General features: G+C 72.1%; 11 protein-coding genes and 1 pseudogene. 6 read left to right on the plus strand and 6 right to left on the minus strand.

Annotation, left to right across the window (positions count from 1 at the left end):
* Nucleotides 1-4,593, plus strand: a 4,593-nt coding sequence (locus ABZ656_RS48250) for a type I polyketide synthase (RefSeq protein ID WP_360277656.1), incomplete at its 5' end; no start/stop codon positions are given.
* A 104-nt stretch (nt 4,594-4,697) separates the two neighbouring features.
* Nucleotides 4,698-5,804: a M23 family metallopeptidase gene (locus ABZ656_RS48255; RefSeq protein WP_360277659.1), complete on the plus strand. Its 1,107-nt coding sequence runs from the start codon at nt 4,698-4,700 to the stop codon at nt 5,802-5,804.
* Between the two features lie 60 nt (nt 5,805-5,864).
* Here ABZ656_RS48255 and ABZ656_RS48260 read toward each other — a convergent pair whose 3' ends face one another.
* The 5 genes from ABZ656_RS48260 to ABZ656_RS48280 all read right to left on the minus strand — a co-directional run bounded on the left by ABZ656_RS48260 (nt 5,865) and on the right by ABZ656_RS48280 (nt 10,583).
* A complete protein-coding gene (locus ABZ656_RS48260) occupies nt 5,865-7,262 on the minus strand; it encodes an FAD-dependent monooxygenase (RefSeq protein WP_360277663.1) in 1,398 nt (465 codons plus the stop codon).
* 36 nt (nt 7,263-7,298) lie between these two features.
* Nucleotides 7,299-8,501: a DUF6545 domain-containing protein gene (locus ABZ656_RS48265; protein ID WP_101402897.1), complete on the minus strand. Its 1,203-nt coding sequence runs from the start codon at nt 8,499-8,501 to the stop codon at nt 7,299-7,301.
* A gap of 124 nt (nt 8,502-8,625) precedes the next feature.
* Nucleotides 8,626-8,904 carry a hypothetical protein gene (locus ABZ656_RS48270; protein ID WP_360277666.1) on the minus strand — a complete coding sequence of 93 codons (279 nt, stop codon included), beginning with the start codon at nt 8,902-8,904 and terminating at the stop codon, nt 8,626-8,628.
* A 3-nt stretch (nt 8,905-8,907) separates the two neighbouring features.
* A complete protein-coding gene (locus ABZ656_RS48275; protein WP_360277669.1) occupies nt 8,908-9,462 on the minus strand; it encodes a toxin-antitoxin system, toxin component in 555 nt (184 codons plus the stop codon).
* Between the two features lie 347 nt (nt 9,463-9,809).
* A complete protein-coding gene (locus tag ABZ656_RS48280) occupies nt 9,810-10,583 on the minus strand; it encodes a hypothetical protein (protein WP_360277672.1) in 774 nt (257 codons plus the stop codon).
* Nucleotides 10,584-10,985: 402 nt separating this feature from the next.
* On the opposite strand from ABZ656_RS48280, the gene ABZ656_RS48285 reads away from it, so the two are divergent.
* Together ABZ656_RS48285 and ABZ656_RS48290 are read left to right on the plus strand one after the other, a co-directional pair.
* Nucleotides 10,986-12,764, plus strand: coding sequence for an acyltransferase (locus ABZ656_RS48285; RefSeq protein ID WP_360277675.1), 1,779 nt, complete (start codon nt 10,986-10,988; stop codon nt 12,762-12,764).
* A 77-nt stretch (nt 12,765-12,841) separates the two neighbouring features.
* Nucleotides 12,842-14,545 carry an ATP-binding cassette domain-containing protein gene (locus tag ABZ656_RS48290; RefSeq protein WP_360277678.1) on the plus strand — a complete coding sequence of 568 codons (1,704 nt, stop codon included), beginning with the start codon at nt 12,842-12,844 and terminating at the stop codon, nt 14,543-14,545.
* 97 nt (nt 14,546-14,642) lie between these two features.
* Here the strand turns inward: ABZ656_RS48290 and ABZ656_RS48295 are convergent, their stop codons facing one another.
* Nucleotides 14,643-16,166: an aminotransferase class V-fold PLP-dependent enzyme gene (locus tag ABZ656_RS48295; RefSeq protein ID WP_360277681.1), complete on the minus strand. Its 1,524-nt coding sequence runs from the start codon at nt 16,164-16,166 to the stop codon at nt 14,643-14,645.
* A 165-nt stretch (nt 16,167-16,331) separates the two neighbouring features.
* Here ABZ656_RS48295 and ABZ656_RS48300 point away from each other — a divergent pair, with 165 nt between their 5' ends.
* Together ABZ656_RS48300 and ABZ656_RS48305 are read left to right on the plus strand one after the other, a co-directional pair.
* Nucleotides 16,332-16,547, plus strand: a complete 216-nt coding sequence (locus tag ABZ656_RS48300; protein WP_101404034.1) for a DUF4177 domain-containing protein — start codon at nt 16,332-16,334, stop codon at nt 16,545-16,547.
* Between the two features lie 229 nt (nt 16,548-16,776).
* Nucleotides 16,777-17,111 (plus strand): annotated as a pseudogene (locus tag ABZ656_RS48305) (VOC family protein); the annotation flags it as partial.

Raw genomic sequence — 17,111 nt, forward strand, 5'->3', positions numbered from 1 at the left:
GCCCGCGCCGCACTCGCCCATCGAGCCGCCGTCGCCGTCGAGGACCGCGCGGGAACGCTGAGCGCCCTGGACACCCTGGCGGCGACCGCCGCGCCGCGCACGGCGGACTCCGCCGGCCGTTCGGCCTTGCTGTTCACCGGCCAGGGAGCCCAACGCCCGCAGATGGGGCGGGAGTTGTGCGAAACCTTTCCGGTCTTCTCCGACAGCTTCAACGCCTTGTGCGACCGCTTCGACGCACACTTGGAACACCCGTTGCGCTCGGTGCTCTGGGACACCGGCAACGGCGCGCTGCTGGATCGTACGGACTTCGCCCAGGCGGCCCTGTTCACCTTCGAGGTGTCCGCCTTCCGACTGCTGGAGTCCTGGGGCATACGGCCGGACTTCCTGGCCGGACACTCGATCGGCGAGTTGGCGGCGGCGCACGCCGCGGACATCCTGTCGGAGCGGGACGCCGTCGAACTGGTCGCTGCCCGGGGCCGGTTGATGCGGGAGCTGCCTGAGGGCGGCGCCATGGTGGCGCTCGACGCCACCGAGGCGGAGGTGATCCGCGAGCTGACCGACGCAATCGCGATCGCGGCCGTGAACGGCCCGCGCGCGGTCGTGGTCTCGGGCGTGGCGGAACCCGTCCTCGCGCTCGCCCGGCGCTTCGCCGCGCTCGGGCGCCGTACGGTCCGGCTGCGGGTCAGCCATGCCTTCCACTCCCCGCTGATGGAGCCGATGCTCGCCGAATTCGGCCGGGTCGCCGACGGACTGGCGTACGGCCGGCCCCGCATCCCGGTGCTGTCGGGGCTGACGGGACGCCCGGCCGTCGGAGACGAGCTGCGGTCGGCCGAGTACTGGGTACGGCATGCCCGCGAGGCCGTGCGGTTCGGGGACGCCGTGCGCTGGCTCGCGTACGACGGGCGGGTGACCGCGTTCGCCGAGGTCGGGCCGGACGCGCACCTCACGGCCCAGGCCACGACGGCTCTGGCCGAGAGCGGCAAGGACCTGCTGTTCGCGGCTGCCACCCGGCGGGGCGCCCCCGAGCCGCGGACCCTGTTCGACGCACTCGGTCAACTCCATGTCCACGGTGTGCCGGTGGACTGGCGCCGGTTGTACGCGGACAGCGGCGCCCGGCGGGTCGACCTGCCGACCTATCCCTTCCAGCGGCAGCGCTACTGGCTGTCCGAGCCCGCCCCCGACGCGGCAGCCGGTTTCGGCCATCCGCTGCTCACACACACGGTCACCGTGCCGGGCACGGAGCTTGTGCTGTGCGGTGGCCGGCTGTCCGGCGCGGCCCAGCCGTGGCTGCGCGACCATGTCGTGGGCGGCCACGCCCTGGTGCCCGGGGCCGCGTTCGCCGACCTGATGCTCCATGCCGGCGACGCGTGCGGTGTCGCCGTCCTGGAGGATCTCGCCCTTCTCACCCCCCTGTTCCTCCCCGCCGCCGACGACGAACCGATCCAGTTCCAGGTGGCGCTGGGAGAGCCGGACGGCGCCGGGCGGCGCACGGCGGACATGTACGCGCGGCCGGAGGAGTCCGGTGCGCTCGGCGCCTGGACGCACCACGCGACCGGTCGGCTGGGACCGGCGGTTCCGGGTGTCCCGGAGCGTCCTGTCCCGCTCGGCGTGTGGCCGCCGCCGGATGCCACACCCGTGGATCTCACCGGCGCCTACGATCGGCTGGCCGCCGCCGGTCTCACGTACGGGCCGGCGTTCCGGGGCGTCACGGCCCTGTGGCGGCGAGGCGAGGAGCTGTTCGCCGAAGTCGGCCCGGTGTCGCTCCCGGATGCCCGGCGTCACGCGCTCCACCCGGCACTGCTGGACGCCGCCCTGCACGCGGGCCTGCTTGCCGAGCCACCCTCCGGACCGGCCCGGCTTCCGTTCGCCTGGCAGGGCCTCACGCTGCACGCGACCGGGGCCACGGCGCTGCGCGTACGCATCAGGAACACCGGACCGGACACGGTCCGCCTCGATCTCGCCACGCCCTCGGGTGCGCCCGTGGCCCGGCTGGAGTCGATGACGACCCGACCGGTGCCGAAGGCGGGAGTCGCCCCGTTCGGAGAGCTGTACAGGCTGCGGTGGACCGGCGTTCCCGCTACCGGCGAAGGTCCCGCCCTCACGGTGGAGGAACCCGACGACCTGGGGCTGGCCGCGTTCCTGCCGCAACGGGGCACGGCGTCCGGGTCCGCGGACACTGCGGAGGTGGTCGTGATGTCCTTGTCCGCCCGCGCCGACGACGGGACCGACCCCGCCGCCGCGGCCCACGCGCTGTCCGTGCGGGCACTGGATCGGCTGCGTGCGCGGCTCGCCGGTTCCGGGCGGCTGGCCGTGGTCACGCGTGGCGCCGCCGACGCGGCGCCGGACCTGCCCGCCGCGACGGTCTGGGGGTTGCTGCGGGCCGCACAGGCCGAGTATCCCGGGCGCCTCACGCTCGTGGATGTGGACGGCCGGCCCGAGTCGCTGCGGCTGCTGCCTGCCGCGCTCGGCACGGGCGAGCCCCAACTGGCCATCCGTGACGGCTTGCTGAGAGTCCCTCGGCTCGCGGCCGCTCCCGGAGCGTCGGCGGACGGTTCCCTCGGCCGGGGCGCCGTCCTGATCACCGGCGGCACCGGCTCCCTGGGTGCGTTGCTGGCCCGGCATCTGGTCGATCGGCACGGCGTACGGCATCTCGTGCTCGCCAGCCGACGGGGAGAGCGGGCGCCTGGGGCGCAGGCGCTGCGCTCCGAGCTCGAAGGAGCGGGGGCACGGGTGGACCTGGTGGCCTGCGACATCGCCGAGCGAGATCAACTGGCTTCCCTCATCAAGGAGTTCGGACTCGACCTCACCACCGTGGTGCACACGGCCGGGGTCCTGGACGACGGCGTGCTGGAGGCGATGACCCCCGAGCGGCTGACCGCCGTACTGCGGCCGAAGTCCGACGCGGCCTGGCATCTGCACGAGCTCACGAAGGATCTGCCGCTGTCGCAGTTCGTACTGTTCTCCTCGGCCGCCGGACTGCTGGGCAATCCCGGCCAGGCCAATTACGCGGCGGCGAACTCCTTCCTGGACGCGCTCGCCCGTCACCGCACCGCCCTCGGCCTTCCCGCGCTGTCCCTGGCATGGGGTCCTTGGGCCGACGACGACGGGATGGCGGCGCGCGCGGGCCGGGTGCACGGCGGGGCGGTGCGCGCGGTCTCCCCGGAACAGGCGCTGGCACTGTTCGACGCCGCACTGAGCAGCGGGGAACCGGTTCTCGCACCGCTGCCGCTGGACCGCTCGCCAGGAGCGCTGCCCGCCGGGGCACCCGTTCCGCCGCCGCTGCGCGGGCTGCTGCGCCCTGCCCGGCCGACGGCCTCGCCCCCGGCGGCGAACGAGGTGGCGAGCGGGGTGACGGAACCGGACGGTGTCGCCGGGGCCTGGCGGGACCGCCTCGCGGCACTGCCGCCGTCCGAGCGGACGCCCGCCCTGGTGCAACTGGTCCGCGCCGAGGTCGCCGCGGTGCTCGGTCATACGCAGGCCGAGGCCGTCGACCGGGACTTCCCGGAGCTGGGCCTCGACTCGCTGATGAGCGTCCTGCTGCGCAACCGGCTGAGTCTGCTCGCCGGGATCCCGCTGGCCGCCACCGTCGCCTACGACTGGCCGAGTGCCGAGCGGCTCGCGGATCACGTGTACGCCGAGCTGAGCGGCGCCCTGGCCGACGATGCCAGTGGCGGCGGGCCGCCGGAGGGCGATCGGCGTCATGAACCGACGCGCCCCGCCGTCCCGACTGTTGAGCGCCGACGCGGAACAGGCGTGTCGCTGCCGACCCTCTATCGGCAGGTCTGCGAAACGGGCGACGTCGTCTCCGCGATGTACCTCCTCGTCAGCGCGTCTCTCGCCGCACCCACCTTCGGCCACGACGAAGGTGCCCGGCACGCGATACCGCCGCTGCGACTGGCCTCGGGGGCGGGCGGTCCGGCACTCGTCTGCGTTCCCGGCTTCGCCACCAACCTCGGCCGGCCCTGGTACGCGGGGCTCGCCCGCTTCTTCGACGGCGAGCGGGACGTCTTCGAACTGCGCCACCCCGGCGTCGACACCGGGGTCGCCGTGGCGCGGGACCTGGAGACCCTGGCCGAACTGCACGCCACAACCGTCCGCCGGCAACTCGGCGATCGCCCCTACGTCGTCGTGGGCCACTCCATGGGCGGTTCGGCCGCCCACGCGGTCACCGCCCGGCTGGCAGCCGACGGCGCGCCTCCGGCCGGACTCGTGCTGGTGGACTCGTACCACGTCACCCCCGATCGGGAAGCCGAGCCCTGGCTGCTGGCGATGCCCGCCCGGATCCCCGTGGCCGTAGGCGAGCGGTTCGACAGCGCGGTGGACGACCTGACGTTGCTGTCGCTGGGCGCGTACACCCGCATGTTCCGCGGCTGGGACCCTCGACCCACCCAGGTTCCCACCCTGTTGGTGCGCGCCTGCGAGCCTCTGCCGGACATGCCGGAACGGTGGCGGTCGTCCTGGCCGCTCCCCCACGACACGGTGGACGCCCCCGGCAGCCATCTCGGTGTGCTGGAGGAGAACGCCCCGACGACGGCCCGGGCCGTCCGCGAGTGGATCGACGCGCTCGCTCCGGGCCGAGGAAGGACCGCATGAGCGCCGCGACGGGCTTCGTCGGCCGCCGCGGTGTGCCCGAACGGGCACGTGACCTTGCCTCTGCTCCTCCTGAAGTCCGGTCGACGAAACGCTAGCGTCCCCTGGTGAGCATCAGTACCCCCGAGTCGCCACCCGAGCCCGGGGCCGCGCGCACCCGGCGCAGACGCCGCCCCGGACCGTTCACGCTGCTGGTCCTGCCGGGGCTGACGGCCGTGCTGGGGGTCGCCGGGTTCATGACGGCGACGGGCCGGTTGACCACTCTTCTGTCGCCGGATCCGAGTACGAACAGCGCGATGGTCGCGGACGGCGCGGTCGCCGAACACATCGAGGACGCCTACGTCCCTTGGCTGCGTGCGGCGGCCAAGACGTGCACGGTCCTGAAGCCGTCCGTCCTCGCGGCCCAGATCGAACAGCGCTCCAGCTGGGACACCGACTTCGCCACGCTCTCGGGTGAGACGGGGATCGCCGGTTTCACCGACGCGCAGTGGCGGACCTGGGGCAAGGACGAGGACGGCAACAAACGCTCCTCGCCCCGCGACCCGGTGGACGCCATCATGGCGCTCGCCCATGAGGACTGCGCTCTCGCCGAGAAGGCCACCCGACTCACATCTCATGGAACGGTCACCGGAGGGCTCCTCGACCTCACCCTCGCCTCCTACACGGTGGGCACGGACGCGGTGACCCGGGCGGGGCACGTCCCCACGAAGGCACGGACCTACGTCACCGAGGTCAAGGCGCTGTTCCCGCGCTACAAGTCGTACGACCGGGTGGACACCGGGAGTTCCGGCAGCGGGACGACGAACGCGTTGCTGGCACCGCCGCTCACCTCTCTCGTGGTCACCTCGCCCTTCGGCACGCGCCAGCACCCGCTCACCGGCGTGACCAAGCTGCACACGGGCGTCGACTTCGCGGCGCCCCAGGGGGCCCCGATATCCGCCGCACGGCAGGGGCAGGTCGTGTTCGCGGCGATGACCAAGGCCTACGGCAACCGCATCGTGATCGATCACGGCACCATCGGCGGAAGACGGCTGGAGACGACGTACAACCACCTGTCGGCGCTTCGGGTCACCTCGGGCCAGAGCGTCGACGCCGCAACGGTGATCGGTTTCGTCGGCTCGACCGGTCTGTCGACCGGCCCACACCTCCACTTCGAGGTACTCGTCGACGGCACGTACACCGACCCGATGCCGTGGCTCGCCGCCGGTTCCTGACGGCGACCTGGGCCGGCCGATCCCTGCGCGGGCGAACCCGCGCAGGGGTCGGCCGACACATCACAAAGTGGCTTCGCGCTCGTGCTGTGCCAGCGGCGGGCCTTCCAGGGGCGGTGCCTTCCGGCCGAGGAGGACCAGCGCAAGCATGTCGGGCATGAGCAGTCGGGCGGGCGGCTTCTCCATGCTCATCACGTCCAGGAGGATGCGCAGGGCGTAGGGGTTGCGTGAGCCGGCGTCGACGGCCTTGTCGACGAAGGCGGCGAGGGTCCGTTCGAGCCGGGTGGGGGGCTGGTCGCTGGCGTCCGGGTAGAACAAGTCCTGGCCCACGGCCAGGCTCCAGGCGTTCTCGACCGGCCGTGCCGCGGCCTTCTGGATGCGCCGGGCCGTGCCGGGTGCGGCGAGATCCTGTTGCCGCAGGACGCGGCGCAGGGCGAGCACGCTCTGTGCGCCGGCGCTCAGCCCGTGGCCGTAGACGGGGTTGTAGCCTGCGACGGCGTCTCCGAGCACAGTGAAGCCGTCGGGCCAGCGGGCGGCCTTCTCGTAGTACCGCCGCTTGTTGGCGGTGCTGCGGGTGGTGACGACGTCGCTCTCGGGTTTGGCGTTCGCCAGCAGTTCGCCGATGACGGGGTGCGGCAGGCTCAGGGCGAAAGGCATGAACTCGTCGTTGTCGCTGCTGGGCTGCCCGCCGCGGGATCCGGAGAGCGTCACGAGCCATCGGCCGCCCTCTATGGGGGCGATGATGCCGCCGCGGCCGGGGATCCGGCGGGGATCGGCCTGGACGTTGACGATGGGAAAACCGTCCGCGGCGCTGCCGGGTGCGCGGTAGATCCTGCTGGCGTAGCCGATACCGGCGTCGACCGTGCGTTCCTGGACCGGAGGAAGTCCGAGTTCCCGCAGCCAGACGGGGGCGCGGCTGGCACGCCCGCTCGCGTCGATCACCAGGTCGGCAGGGATGGACGTTTCGGCCTCTTCCGCGCGTACACGGACACCGGTCACCCGGTCCCCGTCGCCCAGCAGGCCGAGCAGTTCCGTCTGCTGGAGGAGGGTGACGCGGTGGTCCCGCAGGACCCTGGCGCGGATCACCGCGTCGAGGAGGTCACGGCTGCACAGGAGGTTGGTGTGGCGGGCGTGGGCGAATCTGCGGAACCACTGGCCCGAGGGGGCCTTGGACACCAGGTCGGTCATGATGCGCGGTGTGTGGGCACCTTGGTCGACGAGTTGGTCGATGATGCCGGGCAGGAGGTCATCGAGGGCTTTCACGCCGCCGGACCACAGCACGTGGGCATGGCGGGCCTGCGGCAGTCCCTTGCGGGGGTGTGGGCCGTCCGGCAGCACATCGCGTTCGATGATCCGCACGTCTGCGAAGTCGGCGAGCACGGCTGCGGCGAGCATGCCCGTCATACCCCCTCCGATGACCACCGCGGTGCGGCGGGAGGCAGTTCTGGCAGACGACGACATAGGGTGCACTCTTTTCTGTTGCGGGGAGCGGAAGTCTCAGTCATGGCTGGTGGCCGTACGGGCGGCGGCCTGCCGTGCTTGGGCGACGATCGGGGACGAGGACAGCGCGCGCGACAGAAGAACCATCAGGTGCGGTGTGGAAACGGACTCCAGGGTTCCCGCTCTCGCCGGTACCTCCGCGCGGGCGTCGTGGGAGACCTGCACACGGGCCGCCGCCAGCATGGCTGCTTCGGCCACCACCGTGGCCTGGTGCGGTGATCGGACTCCGGAGGTGCCATCGGCGGCGAGTGAAGCCACGGCCTCGGCGTACGCGGTCGTGCGCACCTGGTCGTCGAGATAGGGCGAGCAGGCCAGCACGCCGTCCCAGATGGCGATCTCCTGGCGTGCCAGACGAACGACCGGCGGATCCCACCAGCGGATGATCCCCTCGGTCGGCGCGCGCAGCGTCTGCAGCTCCGCGCAGAGGGGCTGCAGCAGCCGGTAGCGCCTCCACGCGCGCAGATTGTCGACCGCCGGTGGCCCGACCCGGGGGACGGCGAAGCCGGCGGCGGTGGTGACGCCGGCGAGCATGACGAGCGGTGGGGACACGTCGGTGGAGAGGAAATCCCAGTCCACGCCGTTCCAGCGGGCGGCCATGGCCGTGTACTTGGCGATCTGATAGCCCGCGTCGAACGTCAGGCCGACGATGAGCAGGATCAGACCGGTGCGGGTCACACCGCGCACCTCTCGCAGCCAGCTCACGCTCATGACGGCGAGAGCGACGGTGGCGGCCGTGTGCGCGACCATGTAAAGCTCGATCATTTCACGCATGTAGGGCGTGTTGGCGTAGTACGTGTCCAGGTCCTGGGTCCGTTCCACGGGGACCTCGGCCAGGCCGAACAGGACCCAGATTCCCGCGATGACCAGTGCGTAGACGCCCAATACGAGCCGGGCGGAGCGCCGTTGTGTCTGAGAGGGCCCGCCCTTCCACCGGATCATGAGGACCAGGTAGCTCGCACTGAGCGCCGTCATGCCGGCGTACACCAGCGGGGCACTGAAGTTCGCGACGCCGGTCGCGTCATTGACGTACCGGATCGTGGGCGGGGCGGACAGGACGCAGACGGCGGCGCCGACGAGCAGGATCGCGTTGCTCGGCGCGACCAGCGAATCCCGCCACAGGCCCGTGCCCGCCGACAGCTTCAGGCCCGCGGCGACCAGGAGAAGAGCGCCGGGTATGTAGAAGACGATGCCGCTGTCCACTGGGCCTGCCTGCCTTCCGGGGATGTACGTGGGCTCGGTCGATCGGACGGCGGAGAGGCCGCCGTGGCCCGCCGGGGCGTGTCCGGTGGAGGGACGGGCCGGCGCGGGGGCACGTCGTGCGGACTCATGACGGGGTTCTTTCGTCAGCAGGGGCCGCTGCGGCCACAGCGGCCGCGCGGGCCGCCACGACGATGGGGGACGTACGCAACGCATGCGCCACGCCCATCAAGGTGGCGCGGGCCATGAGGCCCGCGGAGTGGTCGAGTACGGCGGTTTCGGCGGGCGCGCCGTCGGGCCGGACCCGAACGGTGGCGGCGATCATCGCGGCGAGGCCGCTGCGGGAGACGTCCTCGTCGCCGGCCCCCAGGGCCGGCGCGGGTATGCAGTAGCGCGAGGCGTTCACGGCTCAGACCTGGGACCGGCGGTGTCCCAGTGAGGCGCCGATCCGGCCGGCGATCTGGGACCGGTCCGTGGCGAGGCTGCCGGGTTCCCCTTCCAGCCAGATCCGCAGGTGCGTCACCGCCCGCAGGGCGAAGGTCTCGGCTTCCTGCTCCGATCGTTCGTGGAACTCGGTGCGCGCGGCCACGGCCCTCACCGTCCGCTGCACATCGGCCCGGTCGCTCAGCACGCGTGCGGCGACGGGGATCCCGTCGGCGTGGTGGCCGCAATCGCCCTTGATCATGTGCCAGATCTCGTGGCAGAGAATGGCCAGTTGGTGGACGGGCGCCGCCCGCTTGTCGACGAGGATGATGTCGTGGTCCGGCATGTCGAGCCACAGTCCCGTGGCGGTGCGGTGCGGGAACTCCTCTTTGAGAAGGACTACCTCACGGCCCCTCATCTCGGCGACCACGGCGATGAGCGCGTCGAACAGCACGTCAGGAGCGGCGGGTACGGGCAGGCTCACTCCGTCGGCCAACTGGCCGATCAGATTCCGCATCTCCTTGGCTCTGCCTGTGCGCACCGCTCTCCCCCGCGAACTTCAGCATGGGGCACCGTCGCACGGCGCCCGCCGATCCCGTCCTGCCTGCACCCACCCGGCCGAAGGTACGCCCGACTCGGCCTGTCAATATGCCAAACAAGGTGCCTTGTCGGCCACGCCAGGCTCTGCGGTGTGCAGCAAGCTGAGGGGGATCAAATACCGATCAAACGGGATACGCGCGCATCCGGGCCTGGCGCATCCGATGCGTTCCGGACGCGCTCCGGCCCGCGCGCAGGACGTATGCCGGTGGTTGCGCCCTGCGGACGGCGCAGCGTGAGCTTCCCGTCCCGGGCGGCGACGGGCCTGCGTACGACCGAGTGCCCCCATGATCAGTGCCCTTCGGTGTACGAACTGTCCGTTCCCGGACCCTGCACCCGCTGAGCGTTTCTGCGCTTCAGGATGGTGTCGATCCAGTCAGTCACCAACTGAAGCTCCTCTTCGGCCAATTGCGGGGCGCGCGCTGCCAACTCCCGCAGTCCGTGCGTACTGCGCAGCCGAGCCATCGGATCGGCCGCCTGTCCCTCCAGGCCGTGCAGGATGGGCTGGAGGGCGTTGTTGAGCGAGGCCTGCGGTTCGGCGGAGAGCCAGCCGTTGGGCTGACCGAAGAAGAACGTCTCGATGCCGGCCTGGGTGGATGCCAACGGGCCACCGGAGCGGGCCGGGCGCCGCTCCACCGTCTGCTGCGAGGGCGCCTGCTCCGAGGGCACCCGCTGCGAGAGCGCCTGCCGCGAAGGCGTCTGCGGCGAAGGCGTCTGCGGCGAAGGCGTCTGCGGCGAAGGCGTCTTCCGGCGGCTGTTGACGAGGTTCGACAGGGATGCCCGGGAGGCCCCGTAGGAGGCGGCGATCTCGTCGTAGGAGTGGCGGGTCCCGTCGCGGCGCAGGCGCGTCTCGCGCAGGTGGACGATACGGCGGACGATCCGGTCGGTGATGTCCTCGGCGGGGGGCTCCTCGCCGTCCAGGAGCATCCTGACGACGTCTCGCGGGACGCCGGTTTCGTTCGAGAGCTGTTCCACGTCGAGCACGTCGTCGCGACTCCGCCCGTCCCCGATCAGGGAGCCGATACGGCCGAGGGTCTCGGCGAGCGCTCGGCGCGTTTCTCTCACCGGCAGGCCTCCTGGTGTCGGACGGGGGGAACTGCACGTTGACTTCCGAGACTTTAGCCGTTGCCGGACCTGGCCGGCCAGAGTGGAAGATACTCCAATAGCCGCACTCGGCCAGAGCAGTTGACATGAATGACTGGGGATTGCAGGATCACGACACGACGTGCGGACCGGTCGTCACGCAGCGGGGACGGGGGAACTCGTGTGCGCTCCGACGCGGGTCCCACGGAGTGTTCCGGGCTGCGGCGGCACACCATCACGGGGCGTGCGGTCGCAGCCCGGGCCGATTCCCGCCGGCATCGGCCGCGTCGCGCGGACGAACCGCGTCGCGCAGAGGCGGCAGCGCGCGCAGGCGACACCAATGGGCGTTGCCCGGACAGCAAGCGCTCTCTAAACTCCCGTGCGATGGACGCGGAAAATGCCCTTGCTGACTCCTACTTCGACTACTGCCCCTGGGATTTCGTGGACCGTGCCTCCGCCGGGCAGCAGGCCGAGCAGGACGCGCACCAGCGGCGACTGGCGGAATCGGGCGCGCGCCTCGGGCCGCGTTGTTACGTCTCTCAGGCCGCCGGAGTCTTCACCGGCACACTGCGCCTGGGCGCCGACTCCTACATCGCCGGGCACGCCTACGTCACCGGTGAGGTGACCGCGGGCGACGACTGCACGGTCAACCCGTATGCCACGGTCCGGGGCCGGATCACCCTCGGCGACGGGGTCCGGATCGGCGCGCACAGTTCGCTGCTCGGCTTCAACCACGGCTTCGCCCCCGACAGGCCGGTGCACCGCCAGCCCCTCACCAGCAAGGGCATCACCGTCGGCGACGACGTGTGGATCGGTTCGCACGTGGTCGTACTGGACGGGGTGACGATCGGCGATCACTGCGTCGTGGGCGCGGGCGCGGTCGTCACGAAGGATCTGGCGCCATGGACGGTCGCGGCGGGCAATCCGGCCCGCCCCCTGCGCGATCGCCGCGCCCAGGTCGGACCACGACGGGACCGAGCGGTCTCGGGTGCCCTGCCGGGCGGACTCCCGGACGACCTGCCAGACGGCCTCTCGAGTGACCTGTCAGGCGACTTGGGGGACGCCGTCGCCCGGTTCGCCGACCGGGCCCGGGCGCAGGCCGCCGATCTCATCTCCCGTTGCTGGAACCCCGAAACCGGCCGCTACGCCGACCGGCCGGGCGCCCCCGCGACCGTTCGAGCACACTGCGACGCCGTCGAGATCGCCGACCTGCTGCTGGGCTCGCCTCCCGAACAGTTGGCCGCCGACGAACACGCCGAGCGGCTGCGCGCCCTTCAGGATCCCGGCAGCGGGCTGGTGCCCGAGTTCGCTCCGGACGGCGGTCCGGGAGAGCTGCCCGCCCCGGCCGCCGACGGCTGGATCGATGACGGCACCGCCGAGTACCACGTGCTGGCCGTGGGCTACGCCCTGGACCTGCTGGGCTCCCGCCTCACGCAACCGGTGCACGTGGTACGGCGCATGACGGCCGATCAGCTGCTGGCACGGCTGGGGTCACTGCCGTGGCGGACGGGGACCTGGTCCGCCGGCGCGTGGGTGGACTGCTGGGCGACCGGCGCCCATCGCAATCTGGAGCTCGGCGTCGAGGACGGCGAGCCCGGCGCACTGGAGGCGCTGTTCGGCTGGCTCACGACACGGGTGGACCCCTGGACGGGGATGTGGGGCACCGCCGGGTCGCCCGACGCGGGCCGGTTGCAGCTGGTCAACGGCTACTACCGGCTCACCCGGGGCTCCTACGCCCAGTTCGGGCTCGATGTGCCGTACGCGGAGCGGGTCGTGGACACCGTACTGGCCCATGGCCGCGATCAGCGCTGGTTCGCGGCCGGCCGGGAGAACGCCTGCAACGTGCTGGACGTGGCCCATCCCCTGTGGCTCGCGGGGCGGCGCGGCGGGCATCGGGCGGCCGAGGTGCGGGCGTGGGCCGAGGAGCAGCTGACGCGGGCGCTGGGGCGGTGGCGGGACGGCGCCGGGTTCGGTTTTGGTCCGGCGGGCGAGGGCGGTGGCGGTCCGGGCAGGGAACCGGGGCTTCAGGGCACCGAGATGTGGCTCGCGATCGTATGGCTGCTCGCGGATCTGGTGGGCGTGGCGGACCGGCTCGCGTACCGGCCGTGCGGCGTCCATCGCCCGGAGCCGGCCCGGTCGCCGGGGTTCGCGACGCCGGGGTAGCCCGTGCGGCACGCCGTCCTGGGGGCGTACGCGTACGGTTGGGGCGCACGGTGCGCCGGCCCTGGCATGCTGCACCCATGCCGACGCCCATGCAGCCGTCCTCGTCCGCCGAAGCCTCCGCCACCTCGGTCAACGGCCTGCACATACAGGTGCGTTCCGTGGGGCAGCGCATCCATGGCGCGGGGAACGTCCTGCACGACGTGTCCCTCGACGTCGCGCCCGGGCGGCTCACCGTGATCGCCGGGAGCAGCGGGGCGGGCAAGACGATCCTGCTGCAGACGCTCGCCGGGCTGCGCGAGCCGACGGAGGGGACGGTCCTGCACGACGGGGCGAAACCCGGGCCGCCGGGCCCTGAGTTCGGGTTCGTGCCGCAGGAGGACATCATCCACCGCGAGCTGCCGCTGCGCCGGACGCTGGTGTACGCGGCGGGTCTGCGCATGCCGCCGGGCACGACGCCCGAGTCCGTCGGTGCGGGCGTGGACCGGGTCCTGGAGGCTCTCGGTCTCTCCTCGCGGGCGGCGACGCCCGTGCGCGCGCTGAGCGGCGGGGAGCGTAAACGGGCCAGTATCGCCGCCGAGTTGCTCACCCGACCCCGGGTGCTCTTCCTCGACGAGCCCACCTCCGGTCTCGACCCGGTGACCGGTGCCGCCCTGCTGCGGACCCTGCGCGCGCTGGCCGGGGACGGCACCACCGTCGTCCTCACCACCCACACGCTCGCCGATCTGCTCCGCGGCGACCAGGTGGTGTTCCTCTCCCCCGACGGCGAGGTCGCGTACGCCGGTGAACCGGGCGCGCTGTGCGGGGCGTTCGGGGTGGGCACCGTCGAGGAGGTGTACGAGGCGGTGGCCCGGGGCGTACGTGTCGAGCGCGCCGCGCCGCCAGAGGTGCACGGCACCGACACACCGTCACCTCCCCTGCCCGTCCGGCGTGTTGGTGCCGTACGGCAATGGGCGCTGCTCACCCGTCGCGGTACCGCGCTGCTCCTGCACAACCGGCTCTCGGTCGCCGTCCTCGCCGGTTCGCCCGTGATGATCGTGGCGATGTTCGCGGTGCTGTTCCGGGAGGGCGCTTTCGACCGCGCGGCACCCGACCCCGGATCGACCGCGATGATCACGTTCTGGATCGCGTTCGGCGCGTTCTTCTTCGGCCTGACGTACGGGCTGCTGCAGATCTGCACGGAGCTGCCCGTGCTACGCCGGGAATGGCTGGCCGGGCTGCGGATCGGTCCCTACGTCGCGTCGAAGCTGACCACCATGCTGCCGGTGCTCGCGGTCGCCGACATGCTGCTGCTGGTGGTGCTGCGGGCGCTGGACCGGCTGCCCGCGGCCGGGTGGGGCACGTACGGTTCGCTGTTCGTGTCGAGCGCGCTGGCCTCGGGGGCGGCTCTCGCGCTGGGTCTGCTGGCCTCGGCCGCGGTGACGGAGCCGGGCCAGGCGACGCTGATGCTGCCGCTGCTGTGCTTCCCGCAGGTGCTGTTCTCGGGGGCGTTCGTGCCGGTGCCGCGGATGACCGGCGCGGGCGAGGCGATCAGCTGGGCGATGACCAACCGGTGGGCGTTCGAGGCACTGGGCAGGGGGGTCGGCCTGGAGTCGCTGTGGCGCACGGGCACGTCGCCCCTGGGGCCGCCGCTGCTGGAGTCGTACGGGGACTCGTTCGGTCATCCGGCGAGCCGCGGATGGTTGATCCTCGCGGGGTTCGCGGTGCTGTTCCTTGTGGTGACGTGGGCGATTCTGGTGCGCAAGTGCCGGGAGGGCGCGGTGCGGAGCAGGGCGGGACACTGAGCGCCGGGCCCGGCACCCGCGGGCGGCTTCGGCGACCCGGCCGTGTCGTTCGCGGGGGGCGTCCAGGTCCACCACGGCCGTCACCGCCGCCAGGCCCTCAGCACCCCACCCGAGCCGCCAGCCCCGTCACTCCCGGCACGCGGTCGCGATAGGTCTGGGTCACGTACGTCAGGAACGTCTCGATGTCCCTGGGCTGGGACGACACGCCCAGGGAGATGCGGACGGCACCGGCCGAAGGCAGCCGCAGCAGGCCCAAGTACTCCTCCATCGAACCGAGTTGCCTGCCCGCGGCCGAGCGCAGCCGGCGCAGCGGGAGGGCGAACGCCGCCTCACCGGCACCCGGGTTGCAGAAACAGCCGGTCCGCAGCGAGATACCGCGCTCGGCGCTGTCTCGGGTGACGACGCGCTCGTCGACGATCCGGCCGTCCGCTCCCAACAGGTTCAGCGCGACCGTGCCGCCACGGGCCGCCCCGGCGTCCAGGGGGCCGTACACGCGGGCCATCGGGGAACCGTCGCTGTGGCACAACGCCCCCAGGCCGGTGAGTAGTTGGCCGGTGAGGGCGCTGACGTGGGCGTGCACCCGGTCCATGCCGAGGCGGTCGATCCACTCCAGCCCGGCGGTGACGTCCGGGACGGACAGGAAGTTCACCGTGCCGTCCTCGAAGGCCGCCTCGTCGTCCGCCAGAACGTGCCACTGCGCCTGCGCGCTGACCGCGTAGATCGTGCCACCGGAGAACCAGGGCCGGCGCAGCTTGGCGAGGGCCTCCCGGCGGGCGATCAGACTGCCGATGCCGGTGGGGTGGCCGAAGACCTTGTACCAGCTGACGACGGTGAAGTCCGGATGGAACCGGCCGAGGTCGAGCGGATTCGTCGGCACGAAGGCGGCCGCGTCGAGCAGGACGTCGTAACCCTGCTCCTGCGCCCGCGCGATCCACTCCAGCGGATGCTGGACGCCGGTGAAGTTGCTCTGGGCCGGGTAGGCGAGCAGCCCGCGCGGCCCCACGCCACCGCGCCGCCCCAGGTGGCCGCGCCGCCCCAGGTGGCTCAGGTGACGCCCAGGGCCGCGTCCGCGTGCGGTGAGCGCGTCCCGGAGACGTTCCTCGTCGATCCGCAGGCCGGGCCCGCTCACGGGGACGTACGCCGTCGCGGCTCCCCTGGCCCGCGCGTACTCGCGCAGACCGTTGACCGAGTTGTGGTTGTCCAGCGACATCACCAGCCTGCTGCCGCGCGCGAACGGATACGCCTCGCCGACCAGGCGCAGCGCGCCCGTGGCGTTGGCCGTGAAGATCACGGCGTACTCGGCGGGGTCCGCGCCGAAGTGCCGGAGCACCGCACGGCGGGCCTCGGCGAGCAGCAGTCCCGAGGCGCGGGAGGCCGGGCTCTCGGAGTGCGGGTTGCCGAATAACCCGCCGGTGATCCGTTCGGCACTCCCCGTGACGAGCGAGCGTGGCGGCAGCCCGGCACCCGTGTGGTCGAGGTAGGTGTGGCCGCCCTCGTCGAGGTAGCCGAAGTCGCGCGCCCGCAGCCCTGCGAAGCCGTCCACGCCCCCCTCGCCCGCGGCAATGCCTCCGCAAGCCTCTTCGGTCGCGCGTATGTGGCCGCTGCCCGGTGCCTTGTCCATGAGTTCCCTCCGCCCGGCCGGTCCTTCCCCACGCTCCGGACCGGCCCTCCATGAAGCTTCACCAAAGGTATCCGTACGGACCGGCCCCTCCCCTGTGCCACGGCATCGAACAGTGATTGGGTGGGCCCGGCCATACCGTTCGAACCGCAGGAGAACCCCGCAGTCATGAGCAACGCCTACACGTACGAGTACAAGGTCGCCACCTTCCGGGAGTCGCTCATCGGCGACGCACTGGACAGCGACAAGCTGGAGAAGGTTCTGAACAAGCACGCCGAGGACGGCTGGGCGCTCAAGGCGATCACGTCCGCCGATGTCAAGGGGCGCATAGGCCCCGGCGCGGTGGAGGGACTGCTCCTGACCTTCGAGCGACCGCGAGCATAAATCCGTTTATGCCCGTTTATGCCCTTGTATGGTGCGTGGGAGGCCGAGGCGGGGGATGCTGGAGCTGATGAGACAGCGGATCCGCGGGTACTCCTGAGCCGTCGGAGGCCTTCCGGTGCGGAAGGCCTCCCCGGGCTGGGCGGACGTCGGTCGCGTGCCGTACGCCTCCGACATCCCGGAGTACTCGTGTCCAGCCGCTGCCGGCCAGTGAGGTCAGGACGGTACAGCGATGAAGAGCGACAGAACACTCGACCGTGCGGTTGTCTCCAGCCACTCGGTGTTCGGCGCGCCCTGCTGGGTCAGCCTGGCCACACGCGATCTGCGGGCCGCGCAGGATTTCTACCACGCCGTACTGGGCTGGGAGTGGCACGCGGGCAGGCTGGGCAGGGAGTACCGGTTCGCCCGGGTCAACGGAGTGCCGGTCGCCGGCGTCTCGGCGATGTCCGGCTTCGGAGCGAGGGTGGCCACCTGGACCCCGTACTTCGCGGTGGCGAGTGCGGACGAGACGGTCTCCCGCAGCCAGGAGCGTGGGGGTACGACCGCGGTGGGACCGCTGTCGTTCCC

This window comes from Streptomyces sp. NPDC007095, from assembly GCF_040634475.1.
GTDB lineage: Bacteria > Actinomycetota > Actinomycetes > Streptomycetales > Streptomycetaceae > Streptomyces.